The following is a 14,721-nucleotide window of genomic DNA, read 5'->3' on the forward strand; positions in this document are numbered from 1 at the left end:
GCGAAGTTAATTGTCCGTTGTTCTTATGGGCCGGGGTAATGAAGGTGTGAGCTGCAGGAGTTATTAAAACTACTGTATGGCTGGCTAAGCCCGGTTAGTTTTATATGATTTTGTCTGATAATTGATCCACCTTGCAGGATGTTGTCAGTACACATGCATCCTGCTGGTTGAGTTCAATCGGCTAATAACACAGTACCATATTGCGGCCTTGCAGTTTGGCCTCATACAGGTTGGAGTCGGCGCGAGTGATCATTTCTGCAAGGGAATTATCTTTGACTGAAGTGCATCCTATGGAAACGGTAACCTTAATTCTTTCTCCGTTATGCTCCATAGTGTAGTCTTCAATTTTTTTGCGGAAACCGTTCATAAAAGGGTACAGTTCCGCATCACTCACTCCATCGAGTATCACAGTGAATTCCTCACCCCCGAACCTTGCGGCAAGGCCTTTCTCTCCGGTGAATTCCGTCAGCAGGGCTGCAAACTTTTTTAAAACCATGTCTCCAGCGTCATGCCCGAAGGTGTCGTTCACTCTCTTGAAATGGTCAATGTCCAGTATTGCAAGGCATAAAGGCAGACCATCTCTCCTATATTGCTTGAAGAGGGGTTCTGAATGTTCAAAGAAATAACGTCTGTTCCAGATTCCGGTCAGAAAATCCTTGTTGGCACGGTCTCTGGACTGCTGAAGAAGTTCAAGATTTTCAAGGTTGGAGTTAACTCTGCAGAGAATTTCTTCAACGCTTGCGCTTTTATGGATGAAGTCATTGGCTCCTGTCTTAAGGAAAAGTGGAGCTGTCCGGGATTTAGAGTCAGATGAAAGTACGATGATTCCCAGTTTATCCATAGGCTTAATAGTCCGAAGGTGGGCCGTAAGCTGAAGTCCGTCCATGTGGGGCATTGCGTAATCAGTCAGTACCAGCTTGATGTCAGGGTTCTTGTAAAACACACGGCAGGCTTCTCGGCCGTCAGCAGCACTTAATGCTTCGATTCCCTGTTTATTTAAAATGGCTGTAATCCAGTTCCTCACTGATTGAGAATCGTCAACGACCAGAACTTTGAGTCCTTTGTTCTTGTAGAGTCTTCTGACTATGCGGTCTATATATTCGGCATGGTCACTTTTTTTAAGGACATAGTCCACAATGTCTTTTTTGGAGATTTCATTCAAAACTTCTTCGTCAAGTGAGGATGTAACTGCTATGGCCGGTACATCGTGCTCTATAAGGAGGTCAATACCTTTTCCCGGGTCTGAGTCTTCCAGAATAATGCTGCTTAAACCTGCAAAGTAATTATTTTCAGTTAACATAAGTTTGGCCTCTTCATAAGTGTAGGCCATATGGCATTCAAATTCTGCCCGACGCAGTGTTTTGGCAATGAATGAAGCAGTGACTTTGCTTGAGTCTATTATAAGGACTTTTCCCATTGAGATGCCTCCCGAAGGCTTGGTTACAATAAGGAATGTTTGTATGAGATGTGGTTAATAGCTTGAAAGGCAAGTTTGTTCTTGACTTTCAAGTATCAAATTTGAGGCATAATTCTATTATTTTGTTCTGAAAGACTAAATCATTCCCTTACACATGTATCGCAGCCGCAGACAGCATACTTGCTGTTTGCACGGTTTTGTCCGAACAACAGTTTTATCTTTTTACGTAATTTATCCAATAATTCTGTATCAACATCCGTTTGCGGGCATTTGACTCCCATATTTGTGAGACAGAATGTGTGAACTGGTTTTATACCTATTTTCTGGAGCATTATCTGCGAGCAGCCCTTGCTGCACCCGTCTATGACAATGAGATCTTTCACTTTGCCTGCATCGGAAACACAGTCTTCAAGGCCTGCGCCGACTCCGGCCAGACATACCATCCTTGCGAATCCGCTTTTATTGAGTTCGACGGCAAGATCATTTGCGGCCTGTCCTGAGTTAGAACCTCCTGAACAGCTTAAGACAAGAAAGCCGGTTTCGTAATTGTCTGTCATGTTTTGCTTCCCCCTGTTTAGAGCCTTATTTGTTAATATCATGATTCGTGAAGCAAAATAAACAAGAGAATAAATCCCACCCGGATTTATGTCCGGATGGGATTTGCAGATAAAGTCCAAACCTTCAGATCATTTAAGAATACTGGGGCGAAGCGGATTTAGACATACGAGAGTTTAGTTTTTTCTAAGTCCGCTAAGGGTATATGTTGCTAAGCTCCAAGGCTCGCTGACAAAGCACTTTGCAACGAAGATAGTGTTTAATCAGCAGGGTATCGGGTTCGGGCATGTTTGAAATAGCCCGTATTAAATGATTATGTTGAAAAGATAGCCCACAATTAGAATCCCCAGCGCAACTACGCTTACGAAGACAGCAATCAGTCTGGGTTTGAGGACCTTACGTAAGATAACCATTTCAGGGAAAGAAAGTGCGATAACACTCATCATAAATGCCAGTACCGTTCCAAGGGCTGCTCCTTTGCCGAGCAGGGCGTCCACGATTGGGATGACTCCTGCAGCGTTTGTGTACATGGGAATGCCGAGCAATACGGAAACCGGGACAGCCCACCATGAATCCTTGCCCATAATGGATGCCATCATATCTTCCGGTACATAACCATGAATAGCGGCGCCTGCTGCGATTCCGAATACTACATAAAGCCACACCTTGCCGACAATTTCTTTGACTGAATCAAGTCCGAAAAGGATTCTGTCTTCAAAAGTCATTTCTGAATCCGGACCGTTGCTCTGGGCATTAGCAAGTCTGACCCAGTCTTCAACATGTTTTTCCATTTTCAGCCTTCCGATCACCCAGCCCGCCACCACGGCAACAGCTATTCCTGTAGCGAAATAAAGGGCTGCGATCTTCCAGCCCATGAGGCCGTAAAGCATTATCAGAGCAACTTCATTAACCATCGGTGCAGAAATCAGGAAAGAAAAGGTCACTCCCAGAGGAACTCCGCCCGCAACAAAGCCGATGAAAAGAGGGACTGCCGAGCAGGAACAGAACGGTGTTACAACTCCGAGAAGGGCTGCGATCAGGTTGCCGGCTGATTCCCTGCGTCCGGCAAGTACTTTTCTGGTCCATTCCACAGTAACGAAAGATCTGATTATCCCGATGCCGAAGACTGCAAGCACAAGCAGCATCAGTACCTTGGGAGTGTCATAGATGAAAAACTGGATGGCTTCACCCAGATGGCTTCCCGGAGCAAGGTCAAACAGTTCAAATGATGCGTATTTTGAAAAATCAAGAAGCTGTGAGTACAGCACAAACCAGAGAGCCATTCCCGCTGCAAGTGCTGCCCACAGTTTTTTGCCGCTTATGGGGAGGGTACGTTTCTTTGGGGCAGGCTGCGGTTCAGCCGAGCATGCGCATGGTTTCAGGTTCAGTTCTTCCATAGTAAATCTCCGTATGGTAATTTTGCCAAATAAGAAAATTTAAGGTTGAGAAAAAAGCAGTTTGAAACTGCTTTTCATTAATTAGTCCAAGCTCTTTTTCAATGATTCTTCAGCATAGGCTTTCGCCTGAGCTTCAAGCTTTTTACCCAGAAAGTTTTCAAGGCAGCTCAGAAAGCCGGGGACGCAGTCCATCGCGAGGCTGTAGTAGACGTTGGTTCCCCGTTTGCTGTGTTGGAGCACTCCTGCTTCTTTGAGCAGGGACAAGTGTTTGGATACTGTAGATATGTCTCGTCCAACAACGGGAACAATGTCACAGACGCAAAGTTCTCCACCACAGAGAGCTTCGACTATAGTCAGTCTGCTGGGGTGCCCCAGGGCTTTGAAAACTTTAGCCTTTGCTTCAAGATTCATTGTCATGGATATTCCTTGTTTTGCTATTTGGCAAAATACAAAAGTATGTTCCCTTTGTCAATTACTAAAACCCCACCTTTAGCGAGGCTCAGGCTCTGTGTCTGCCTGATTCAATTTTCCATTCCTTCACATTTTCGCGCACTTCAGAGTAAAGCTCACTGTCTTTTTTGTAGTATTCGGCAAAGACATGCAGGCTGGTTCCGCCCCGAGGGGAAAAAATACCTTTAACACGCATCCAAAGGGGGGAGAGCCTCTCCGTAAAGTGGTCAAGAATATTATTTGTGATGGTCTCCATGAAGGACTGGTGGTTGCGGTAGGAGCCCATATAAAGCTTGAAGCTTTTGGATTCGACACACAGTTCATCGGGAATATATTCCACTATAATATTAGCGAAGTCCGGTTGTCCGGTCACAGGGCAGAGGGATGTATATTCGGGAAATTCAATGCTGATGATATAAGGACGCCCGGGAAAATTATTAGGGAATGTTTCAAGGATTTCAGGGGAAGGAGTGTCATAATTATATTCTGTCGCCCCGGCTTTACCAAGAGATATAAGCTGATCGGTCTTGTCCTGACTTTTGGTGGTTTTCAAGATGTTTCTCCATATTAAAATAATCTGCGCCATCTAAAAAGGCATTCATTGATCATAAGAACATTTCGTTCATGGAGGGCTGATAGCAGCTTCCCCTGCAAAAGAAAATAAACCCGGTGTGCAAAATTAAAAATAAAACACCTTAGCATTATATTTTTGACTTAATGCATGATTACTGGCAAGCAGTCCATGTTTTGAGGAATCCGAAACAGAACTTCCGAGGTGCGGGACTTTCTCCCTTTTGCTCGTACCGGGTTGTGGCTGTTTCACAATATCAACCATCAACACAAGGGAATACAATGCTCTCTTCCACTTTTGAACGCAAAGCGTTCACTCTTCTGACCAGCCTTTTCATTGGCTCTCTGGTCATCGCGGCTGTTGTCTCGTCCAAGATTATCAACATTTTCGGGTTTTATGCTCCGGCAGGGGTCCTTGCCTATTCCGTTACCTTTATTGTCTCTGACATAATCAGTGAAATATGGGGCAAGGAAAGGGCTAACGAAGTGATTCAATGCGGTTTTATCGCACTCCTGACGGCAATTGTCCTTTCCTGGGCTGCCCTGCACTGGACTCCGGCTCCGTTCTGGCATGGTCAGGAAGGGTTTGCCAGTGTGCTTTCCAATACTCCACGCATTGTTCTGGCTTCGTTGATAGCCTACATTATCAGTCAGACCCACGATGTATGGCTTTTTCATCTTTTGAAAAAGGTCACCGGAGGCAAACATTTGTGGCTAAGGAACAACGCGTCAACAGTTGCCTCCCAGCTGATTGATTCCACTATTTTCGTTACCGTTGCATTCTACGGAGTTATGCCTGTGGGGGATATTATCATTGGACAGTGGTTTGCGAAAGTAGCCATAGCGGTTATTGATACTCCTTTTGTTTATATGGGCGTTTCGCTGTTAAAGGAAAAAGGCGGACTGGCTGCAACAGCTTGAAGATGATTTTGAGGGATTTGGCAAACTTGTAATAATTTGCCTGTATATCAACAAACGTCTGCAAGTGATAAATACCCGGTAATTGTGCTGAAAAAACAAGTTTTAAGTTTTTTCAGCACATCTTCATAGCAAAGTCTTAAAGGGCCGTAAGACTGGGTGATATTTATTTCCATGCAGATGTTGTTTTAAAAGCGCTGAGGCAGCCTTCGGGCTGCCTTTTTATTTTTCTTAAAGACTTTTTCACCCCTTACTTTTAGCTGTAACTCTGATATGATGGGACCAACATCCCAAATTCCATGGAGGAATCATGGATTCAGCATACAGATTCAAAGCTTTCTTTGTACTTGCAACTGTATTCATAACATGCCTTGCAGCCGGAACTTCCTTTGCCTCAAGGTATTATTCTCTTGAGGAATTCTTAAAGTCTAACCCGGAAGAAAAAAGAAAGTTTGAATCTTTTAACAGACAGGTTAAACGTAATTCCGTCTCTCCCATCAGTAAAAAGATCAATCTAAAAATAGCTATTGTTTATCCCGGGGAACAGGTTTCGGATTATTGGCGCAGAAGCTACCGTTCTTTTGTGAAAAGACTGGAAGAGTACGGGGTTGAACCCAAAGTATATACTTTTTTCATTAAGCCAACGGCGCCGTTGAGCAGTCAGAGTGAAGCTTTCAGGAGGGCCATGGCTACAGATCCCGACTATCTGGTTTTTACTTTGGATGCTCTGCGCCATCAAAGGATTATCGAGCCGGTGCTTATCCGCAGTCGCCCACGGATTATTCTGCAGAATATAACCACTCCCATTAAATCATGGGATGGCAAACAGCCGTTCATGTACATAGGTTTCGATCATGCAGAAGGAGCGGTGATGCTCGCTGAATATTTCGCTTCAGTCACAGGGGGTGTCGGAAAGTATGGAGTGCTCCTGCCGGGTCCGGGCTACTTGAGCGACCAGAGGGGGAAGGTCTTTATTGACTGGATGGATGCGAATACTTCAATGAACATGGTTTCCGTTTTCAGGACCGGAATTGATAAGGAAAAGGCGCGGAAAGCGACCCTCAGTCTTGTTCGCAAGCATCCTGATGTAAAATTTATTTATGCTTGCTCAACGGATATAGCTCTGGGAGCCATAGAGGGGCTCAAGGAAGCCGGAATGCATAACAAGGTTATGGTGAATGGCTGGGGAGGCGGTTCTCCTGAACTGTCTGCAATCATAAACGGTGATATGGATGTAACCGTCATGCGCATAAACGATGATAACGGGGTAGCGATGGCGGACAGTATCATAGTTGATATGCTGGGGCGGCGGTCACTGCTGCCGCTGGTTTATTCGGGAAGGTTTGAGTTGGTTCCCAGAGGAATCGATCCGGAGAAACTGGAGTTGTTCAAAAATCAAAGTTTTCGGTATTCCGATAAAAGTGTGATTAACAGATGACCAGAAAGACTGTAAAATCATTTGGGCTGACGGCTCAACTACTAACTCCCATGCTTGCTCTGGTCATGGTTATGGGGATCTTTATATTTTCGTGGTCTTTTTACCTTTCCAGAAGCACTCTTGAAAATGAACTTTCCATAGATATCGAAAAAACCGAAAGTATCGTGGATCTGGCACTTAGTAATATTCTTGAGGATATCAAGGATGATCTTATTGAGATGACCGTGGATCCGCAATTCAGAACGGCTGTGGAATCAGGAAAGGCCGATTATATTGATCAGAAACTTTATGATTTTATGAGTTCCCGGCAGGGGTATCTACTGGACGTTCTTACAGTATACAAGGACGGACAGAACTGGATTGAGGCCGGGATAATTGAACTGCCTATAGTCCAATTGCGGAACAAGTTTAAAAATACCATGAGCACTACTGCATCATGGGGATATCTTTCTTTCCGTTCTCTGAATACTATCCGTACAATGATGATCTGTGCTGTACCTGTATATAATGATGACACCGGTGAAATTTCCGGTGTTCTTTATGGAGGTATTGATCTTAATTCCAATGTATCTTTCATTGACCGTCTGAAGAGTGTCTCATCCGCTATCAACGCTGCTCTGTTCAGCAGAAAGAGGTTGATCATAAGCACATCCAACCCGTCCGGTCAGGATATGAAAAGACTTATCAATTGGTCCGAGGATGTCAGGTCAGGTGATTTTCTGATTCAGGAAGATCTTATTTTTTCCACCATCCAGTTGCTCCCGGATCAGTCGGACAGTCCTCTCTTGTATACTTTTTCCCGTAAAAATCCTGCATTCAAGTCTCTTAAAAAGAATTACATGCAGAATCTGGCAATTTTGCTTTCCCTTGCGACGCTTCTTGCGATTCTGACTGCGTGGGCCTTGCAGAAAAGAATACTGTCAGCTCTCAGGAAGTTGACGGACTACGCGAGTTCGGTTGCGCAGGGGGAGAGAGAGCTGCGGTTTGAGGCTGGCAGAGTGAAGGAATTCAACCAACTCGGCAGTACCCTTGAAACCATGGTCGCGCGACTTGATGCCAACAGCACCTATGTATCAAGGTTGTTCTCATCTGCGAAAGCCCCGATTATTACCTGCGGGGTGCAGGGAGACGTTATTGATATGAATCCTGCTGCAGAGAAAATAGCGGGGTTTTCAGGAGAGCATGTGAAGGGCATGAGTCTGGTCAATATTTTCCCATCTGAGTACAAGGACAAACTGTTATTCAATCTGCAGCTTGCGGCGGGGGGGGCTTCCACTCCTGTGGCTGAGGCTCCTGTGCTTACGGGAAGCGGAGAAAGAAGATTCTTTGTCTGGACTTTTTCTCCTGTAAAGACTGAGGCGGCAGAAGAGACCAACTTTATAGTGCTGCAGGGGCAGGATGTGACTGACAGCAGGCAGGCGATGAAAAAAGCCCGCGAGAGTGAAGCAAGGCTCAGGCAGATAATTGATCTTCTGCCTCAGGAGATTTACGCAAATGATCTTGATGGACAGTTTCTGCTGGTTAACAGAATCAAAGCTGAGCGCATGGGGCTTGAAGTTGACGATATTGCCGGTAAGTACCTTTCCGATGTGATCAAGGACCCTGTCGAGGTTACACGGATTCTGGAGGATGACCGCCTTGTCCTCAAACGTAATGAGAAGCTCCTGACTGAAGAGAGCTATATGGATCAGGCACGCAACACCCACTGGGTTGAAACGACCCGTGTGCCTTATATCTCCACTGAGAGCAATACTCCGGCCATTCTGACTATTTCGATGGAAATTACGAGGATAAAGGAAGTTGAGCAGGAATTGCAGTCACTGAACAAGGAGCTGGTGGAGCGGGTGGCCATGAGAACTACGGAGTTGGAAAATGCCAACTCGGCCTTGCTCAAATCCATGGATGAACTGCGCCAGACACAGGATAAGCTTGTGGAAACCGAAAAAATGGCTTCGCTCGGAGAACTGGTTGCCGGGGTTGCCCATGAGATAAATACTCCTTTGGGAATAAGTGTAACCAGTGCGTCTTTCATGAAAGAGATGATCACTCAGTTGCATGCTATTTTCGAGGCTGGGACCATGAAGCGTTCCGACCTTGAGAAGTGTCTGAATACGGGCGGAGAAGCAATTGATAATATCATGAAGAATCTTGAGCGTGCTGCAAGGCTGATAAGCAACTTCAAACAACTGGCGGTGGATCAGGCCTCGGATGATGTCAGGCAGATCAATCTTAATGAGTATATACAGGGTATTCTCCTGTCCTTGAAACCGAAGATTAAAGAGCATTCGCATGAATTGAAAGTCGTTTGCCCCAAAGGACTTGAAATTAATATTTCTCCGGGGTCGTTGATGCAGGTCATAACCAACCTGGTCAGCAACTCCCTCACTCATGCTTTTCCGGACAGGGATGACGGGAATATTATCATTGAAGCCAGCAGGAGCGGAAACGGTGTGCTGCTGACGTTCTCAGACGATGGTATTGGGATGACCGAGGAACAGGTCCTGAAGGTTTTCGAACCCTTTTATACAACAGCCAGAAGCTCCGGAAGTGCCGGTCTAGGTATGCATCTTGTGTATAATCTGGTTACAATGGCTCTTAAGGGCAGGATTGAGTGTCGCAGTGTGCCCGGAGAAGGGACTTCATATGAAATCTGGTTTCCGATCAACAGTGGAAATTAAATTTTACGCCCTTTCTTAAAATGGAGGGGTGATATCAAATTCCATGATTTCCTTTGTCTTGGGGTGAGCAAAGGATAGATAACGGGCATGGAGCTTCAGTTCCCCGGGTTTTGTACCAGTGCCGTAAAGCCTGTCTCCTGAAATCGGAAATCCAAGCCCAAGAGGGTGGGCGGAATGGACTCTCAGCTGATGGGTTCTGCCTGTTAAAGGAGTGAACTCGACTCTGGTTTGTCCGTTTTCAATGCCGATTTTTTTCCAGTGGGTTATGCCCAGCTTACCATGAATGGGGTCATATACCTGATACGGGCGGTTGTAGGGATCAAGCCGAAAGGCCATCTCGATTACACCTTCATCTTCTTTCAGAACTCCATCGAGAATTGCTTCGTATTTCTTTTTTACCTGCCTTTTCTGGAACTGCTCAACCAGTTCCCTTACAGCTCGTGCCGTAAGTCCAAGAACAAGTAATCCTGAAGTATCCATGTCCAGCCTGTGAACTGTGGGAAATTTGCGGCATTCCGGGAACATCTTCTGGAGCCTAGTTACGACACAGTCCTGATTTTCCGGTCCGCGGCCGGGAACGGATAGAAGACCGCTCGGTTTATTGACTACAACGATTTTACGGTCAGCATAAATAATGTCCAGAAGGTCTGTGTTGCTCATAAGTACAAAGGAGTTTTGGGTTTGAATGATGTTATCAGTACGGTCGATAGATAGAGGGTGTTACCGTAAATGTCTATTTATTGGAAGAAATAAGTTTAATATGAGTGTTACAGAATTGTAAGCCTGTTTGGTTTTCTAATTCTGTTTTTTATTCTCTTGCTCTCGCTTTGTTGCGAATTAAGTTCGTATATTGATGTGGAGCTATGAATTTAAATGATAAGTATACTTTTTTGGTGTGAAATAGTGACTTTTTTACGTGTAAATTGGCTTACGTTGGACACAAAAATCAGTAGCACTAATATTGAAAAGTTATCTGTGCGGGTTGAAAGTGGTTGTGAAAAAAATATCTATAAGTAATATGAAGGGTTAATGTGTAATTTGTAAAAAAATTCACAAAGTCCTTATTTTTTTGATTGCATAATCAAATTGGGGGGAGTATCTATTGATCAACAGATCAACGAAAGGTCTTTTAAGACTTCTTGGTTGGATCAGATTTTTAAGTCAGGAAATATAATTTTAATACATATCATTTAACTTCTACTTCCATATTAAGTGGAACGGGTAAAAAGAGATGAAAAAAATGAGCGTACTTTTCCTTTTACTCCTCGTTATCGTGGCCGCCGCAGCAACTACTGAAACTCTCGACTTCAAGGCCAAAAATGTAACGACTGTAGCGGAAGCCCGCGTTTCCGGTGCAGACACCAAAGCTGTTGTAAAAGGTCATATCGTAAGAAAAATTAATGACAACAAATACGTTTTTCAGGACAAGACCGGCGAAATCATTATCGACCTCAGTCCCAAAGCAGGATCCCTCCCTGCAGACACCACCGCTGAGATCGAGATTGAAGGCAGGGTCGAGCAGGACCTCGTCTTTGCCGGAATCGAAGCCCAGAAAATATCCGTCCTTAACTAGTACGGACCTCACAGGAATTCACATTCCACATCCAGAAAGGCCGCTTCAGGCTTCTTGAAACTGAATTGTCAGCAGTATCAAGGCCGCGTCATTGACGCGGCCTTTCTGTATTCTGTGCAGGGAAATTATATTCAAGGATGTCCGGGCACACCAGTTTAATACTGTTGATAAATCTTTTGGCGAAAGTCCGTTTTCCATTGCTGGCAGTTTGCGTATTAAGGCGGGAGAATTATTTTTAGACCGAGCTTGGATTTAATACGGTTTTATGAGCCGTTACAGAATTCATCTATTGTGTTTACTATCTTGTCTTTTGAAACCGGCTTGGTGAGGAAAGAGTCACAGCCTGCTGCCAAAATCTTTTCCCGCGCCTCAGTCAGCGCATGGGCGGTCAGGGCTACTATTACACTTGGCTTGACTGAATTTCCTGCTTCCCACCGTCTGATACTTCGTGTGCATTCATAGCCGTCCATTACAGGCATTTCAATGTCCATAAAGATGAGGTCAAAGTGCTGCCGCTGGACCTTGGAGAGTCCGTCCTCTCCATTACTGGCAATAGTCAGCTTATGGGGAAGATCTTTAAAAAACATCTGGATCAGCATGCAGTTTGCTTTGTTATCCTCCACCAGCAGAATCTGAAGGGGGGGGGCGTTTTCTGTATCGGGAGCAACCTCCGTTTCATCTACAGCCGACGGGGGCAGGTCTTCTTCCAGTGCTGCGCTTTCCTGTAGTCTGGCTCTTTCCAGAATTTCACTGACAGTTTTTTCCAGGCTGCTGATATCAACCGGTGAAAGGAGCACTGCCCCTGAAAAGTTGTCAATCATATCATGCCCTACAGTGGTAAGCAGAATTATGCGTTCTTCTGGTGCTCCGAGTTCTGTAAGCGCATTTACAGTTCTCTGCCAGTTCCAGCCATGTATAGAGTCGCGTACCATATAAAAGTCATAGCCATCCGGAGTTTGCCCCCGGTCCTTTATAAAGGTTTGTCCCATCTCAAAACTCTGCGCTTTGTCCAGCTTGCGTGCTCTGGGACTGACTCGTGTGCTTAGCGCATGTCTAGAATAATCCTGATCGTCAATTATCAATATCGCTTTGTCTTTGAGAGGTGACTGGGATACAGATCTGCGCGGATCACGTTCAAAGGGGATTTCAAGGTGCACTGTTGTCCCGAAACTCTTTTTACTTTCAATCCAGATCTTACCACCCATGGCTTCGCAGAGTGATTTGCAGATGGACAGCCCCAGTCCGGTTCCGCCGTATTTGCGGGTAGTTGAGGAGTCCGCCTGAGTGAAGCGATCAAAGATGGTTTCAACCTTGTCGTCATCAATGCCTATTCCGCTGTCCTTTACTGCGAAATGAACAAGCATCTGATTGCTTGCTTCGGATTCGGTCCTGATAAGTGAAGTTTCGACAACAACAAAACCTCGTTCTGTAAATTTGATTGCATTTCCTATCAGGTTGACCAGAATCTGCTGCAGCCTTGACGGGTCGCCGATCACCTGAACAGGAACGTCCCGGTTGATTGTATAGGCTAGTTCAAGACCTCTGCCGTGTCCGGCGTGAGCCGTTACTTTAAAGGCTTTTCCTATTATTCGGTCCAGATCGAGTTCCTTTTTCTCAAAAGAAATCTCTCCTGACTCGATTTTACTCAGGTCGAGAATTTCATTTATGAGGTGGAGTAGTGCTTCTCCTGATTCCTGCAGGATTCCGACAAATCTTTTCTGTTCACTATCAAGGTCCGTATCGGCAAGTATCTCGGCCATTCCCAGTATGGCGTTCATCGGAGTCCGTATTTCGTGACTCATTGCTGCCAGAAATTGAGATTTCGCTACGGTTCCTTTTGCCGCTTCAACTGCCATGGCTTCGGATTTGGCAATGGCTTTGACCAGTTGTTTATTTGCTCCTTCTAGCTCGTGGGTGCGTTCCTGAACATTTACTTCAAGGTTTTTGTAAAGGCTTTCAAGATTACGGCTCATATGGTTGAAGTTAAGAGCCAGCACACCTATTTCATCCAGCCGTGAGCCAAGGTTGACCGTAACAAATTTTCTGCGGGCTATTTTTCTGGTGTTGTTGGCGAGAAGGCGTAGGGGTGAAATGATAATGCGCTGAAAAAAAGCATCGAGCGCAATGATAGTGCACAGCATGCATGTGCTGAAAATTATGATCAGACTTATCGTCTTATCGTGTATTTCTCTCTTAACCCTGTCCAGCTTCAGACCTATTTCGACCCTTCCTATACTCTCGTTATCACTGATTATGGGACTGGAAACGATCATAACGTCGTCACCATATACCGGTATGTTTTTCCTGTTATGCGTTTTGGAAATAATATTACCGGATTGCAGTAGAGAAACACCGTCCTGGTCAAAGACTTCACAGAAGGCAACCTGTGGAGATTGCTCAATGGAAAGGACCAGATCTTCAACCAGAAAATAGCTGAATCGCGGAAGATATTCGGCACATGAGCGTGCAGTAAGAGCGGCCACTCTGTTTCCATGCTCATAGAGGTTGTCTTTGAGGAGTTTCTGCTGGGAATCCACAATATAATAACCTAGGAGGAAAAAGAACAGTATCAGGATCAGTCCGGTACCAATTGAGATTTTCAGACGGAGACTATCAGTCATCTTGGTTGTATAGTTCTAATGGTCATGGCTATTCTGTTTTTCAGTCTGGCTCTAATCTACGTTGATTTCACCGGTTATGATTTTTTGACGGATTTCTTCAATCCTGTTCAGAATCTTTTTGGGAATCAGGTGGCGGGTATAAACCATCTTGCTGAGTCCTACACCGTTTTCTTTAAGCCCGTAGTAAGAAGGCCCGGGAGTGAAGCGGTTTTCCATGACTGCCTTGAGTTCATCATAGCAGGCTACGTCAAGTTTTTTGATCATGCTGGTGAGCACGAATCCTTTGGCGAGAGAGTCTTGGTCAGAATCAACTCCTATGGCAAATTTGCCTTTGCGTCTGGCCGCTTCTATAACTCCGTTTCCGGTAAGCCCTGCTACAGTGAAGATCGTATCCGCACCGTCGCGGTACTGATTGAGAGCAATGGCGTGCCCTTTGTCCGGCGCATTGAATCCGGAGAAATCTCCCAGCGGAGTAACGTACGCGACATCAACATATATGCCCGGCACTGCGTAACGGGCTCCGGCAACGTAACCTTTTTCAAATTTCTGTACTGGCGGTACAGGAGTGCCCCCGATGAAACCGATTCTACCTGTCTTGCTCACATAAGCGGCAAGGGCTCCTGCCAGAAACGATCCTTCCCTTTGGTCGAAGGCAACAGAGGATACATTCTCCATCCCTTCTACAGGAACTTCTATGAGGATGAATTTTTTGTCGGGATACTTAGGAGCGTTGTCTTCAACCAGCTTGGCATGCTGGGCACCGATCAGCAGCAGGATATCACTTTGCCTGATGAGGGCGGTGAAGTCTTTTTCCGTAGACTCTCCACTTTTTTCCGGTTCAAGAATAATCAGTTTGAAATTGTACTCCTGTTGGGCCTTGCGAACACCCCCGTAGCTCATGTCATTGAAAGACAGATCTCCCAGACCTGAAGCCCCGGTGACAAAACCCACGACTGGTTGATCTGCTAATACAGAAAATGCTGAAGTGAGCAAAAAAAATAAAGATAACAGGAAGATTCTCATCATCACTCCATGGAGTTAGCCGGTTTCGTTTTTATATGCCCGCGGACCATAGTCAGGAAGTCTTTCTATGAATCGGCCACG

12 protein-coding genes are annotated in these 14,721 nt (G+C 45.3%); 4 read left to right on the plus strand and 8 right to left on the minus strand.

Annotated elements, in window-relative coordinates:
- Positions 1–181: 181 nt before the first annotated feature.
- The 5 genes from ACZ5PW_RS05050 to queF all read right to left on the minus strand — a co-directional run bounded on the left by ACZ5PW_RS05050 (position 182) and on the right by queF (position 4,372).
- Complete coding sequence (locus ACZ5PW_RS05050) at positions 182–1,417, minus strand: GGDEF domain-containing response regulator (RefSeq protein WP_464558560.1); 1,236 nt, start codon at positions 1,415–1,417, stop codon at positions 182–184.
- Positions 1,418–1,557: 140 nt separating this feature from the next.
- Complete coding sequence (locus tag ACZ5PW_RS05055; RefSeq protein WP_464558562.1) at positions 1,558–1,974, minus strand: putative zinc-binding protein; 417 nt, start codon at positions 1,972–1,974, stop codon at positions 1,558–1,560.
- Positions 1,975–2,277: 303 nt separating this feature from the next.
- Positions 2,278–3,369: a permease gene (locus ACZ5PW_RS05060; RefSeq protein ID WP_464558564.1), complete on the minus strand. Its 1,092-nt coding sequence runs from the start codon at positions 3,367–3,369 to the stop codon at positions 2,278–2,280.
- 81 nt (positions 3,370–3,450) lie between these two features.
- On the minus strand, positions 3,451–3,786 hold the full coding sequence (locus ACZ5PW_RS05065; protein ID WP_464558566.1) for an ArsR/SmtB family transcription factor: 336 nt from the start codon (positions 3,784–3,786) through the stop codon (positions 3,451–3,453).
- 82 nt (positions 3,787–3,868) lie between these two features.
- Entirely contained in the window at positions 3,869–4,372 is a 504-nt protein-coding gene (gene queF, locus ACZ5PW_RS05070; protein ID WP_464558568.1) for a preQ(1) synthase, read from the minus strand.
- Between the two features lie 299 nt (positions 4,373–4,671).
- Here queF and ACZ5PW_RS05075 point away from each other — a divergent pair, with 299 nt between their 5' ends.
- The 3 genes from ACZ5PW_RS05075 (at position 4,672) to ACZ5PW_RS05085 (ending at position 9,423) form a co-directional block, all read left to right on the plus strand.
- Complete coding sequence (locus ACZ5PW_RS05075) at positions 4,672–5,310, plus strand: queuosine precursor transporter (protein ID WP_464558570.1); 639 nt, start codon at positions 4,672–4,674, stop codon at positions 5,308–5,310.
- 307 nt (positions 5,311–5,617) lie between these two features.
- Positions 5,618–6,745, plus strand: a complete 1,128-nt coding sequence (locus ACZ5PW_RS05080) for an autoinducer 2-binding periplasmic protein LuxP (protein ID WP_464558572.1) — start codon at positions 5,618–5,620, stop codon at positions 6,743–6,745.
- Positions 6,742–9,423: a PAS domain S-box protein gene (locus ACZ5PW_RS05085; RefSeq protein ID WP_464558574.1), complete on the plus strand. Its 2,682-nt coding sequence runs from the start codon at positions 6,742–6,744 to the stop codon at positions 9,421–9,423. The genes ACZ5PW_RS05080 and ACZ5PW_RS05085 overlap by 4 nt, the downstream gene beginning before the upstream one ends.
- Before the next feature lie 15 nt (positions 9,424–9,438).
- On the opposite strand, the gene ACZ5PW_RS05090 is transcribed toward ACZ5PW_RS05085, so the two are convergent.
- Positions 9,439–10,083, minus strand: coding sequence for an RluA family pseudouridine synthase (locus ACZ5PW_RS05090; protein ID WP_464558576.1), 645 nt, complete (start codon positions 10,081–10,083; stop codon positions 9,439–9,441).
- Between the two features lie 580 nt (positions 10,084–10,663).
- Here ACZ5PW_RS05090 and ACZ5PW_RS05095 point away from each other — a divergent pair.
- Positions 10,664–10,996 carry a NirD/YgiW/YdeI family stress tolerance protein gene (locus ACZ5PW_RS05095; RefSeq protein WP_464558578.1) on the plus strand — a complete coding sequence of 111 codons (333 nt, stop codon included), beginning with the start codon at positions 10,664–10,666 and terminating at the stop codon, positions 10,994–10,996.
- Between the two features lie 263 nt (positions 10,997–11,259).
- On the opposite strand, the gene ACZ5PW_RS05100 is transcribed toward ACZ5PW_RS05095, so the two are convergent.
- Together ACZ5PW_RS05100 and ACZ5PW_RS05105 are read right to left on the minus strand one after the other, a co-directional pair.
- Complete coding sequence (locus tag ACZ5PW_RS05100; RefSeq protein ID WP_464558580.1) at positions 11,260–13,617, minus strand: ATP-binding protein; 2,358 nt, start codon at positions 13,615–13,617, stop codon at positions 11,260–11,262.
- Between the two features lie 51 nt (positions 13,618–13,668).
- Positions 13,669–14,568: a BMP family lipoprotein gene (locus tag ACZ5PW_RS05105; RefSeq protein WP_464558582.1), complete on the minus strand. Its 900-nt coding sequence runs from the start codon at positions 14,566–14,568 to the stop codon at positions 13,669–13,671.
- Between the last annotated feature and the right edge of the window lie 153 nt (positions 14,569–14,721).

This window comes from Maridesulfovibrio salinus (assembly GCF_055394525.1).

Coding starts and splice junctions, on each gene's coding strand:
- ACZ5PW_RS05050 (WP_464558560.1), bottom strand. CDS start 1,417: ATGGGAAAAGTCCTTATAATAGACTCAAGCAAAGTCACTGCTTCATTC.
- ACZ5PW_RS05055 (WP_464558562.1), bottom strand. CDS start 1,974: ATGACAGACAATTACGAAACCGGCTTTCTTGTCTTAAGCTGTTCAGGA.
- ACZ5PW_RS05060 (WP_464558564.1), bottom strand. CDS start 3,369: ATGGAAGAACTGAACCTGAAACCATGCGCATGCTCGGCTGAACCGCAG.
- ACZ5PW_RS05065 (WP_464558566.1), bottom strand. CDS start 3,786: ATGACAATGAATCTTGAAGCAAAGGCTAAAGTTTTCAAAGCCCTGGGG.
- ACZ5PW_RS05075 (WP_464558570.1), top strand. CDS start 4,672: ATGCTCTCTTCCACTTTTGAACGCAAAGCGTTCACTCTTCTGACCAGC.
- ACZ5PW_RS05080 (WP_464558572.1), top strand. CDS start 5,618: ATGGATTCAGCATACAGATTCAAAGCTTTCTTTGTACTTGCAACTGTA.
- ACZ5PW_RS05085 (WP_464558574.1), top strand. CDS start 6,742: ATGACCAGAAAGACTGTAAAATCATTTGGGCTGACGGCTCAACTACTA.
- ACZ5PW_RS05090 (WP_464558576.1), bottom strand. CDS start 10,083: ATGAGCAACACAGACCTTCTGGACATTATTTATGCTGACCGTAAAATC.
- ACZ5PW_RS05095 (WP_464558578.1), top strand. CDS start 10,664: ATGAGCGTACTTTTCCTTTTACTCCTCGTTATCGTGGCCGCCGCAGCA.
- ACZ5PW_RS05100 (WP_464558580.1), bottom strand. CDS start 13,617: ATGACTGATAGTCTCCGTCTGAAAATCTCAATTGGTACCGGACTGATC.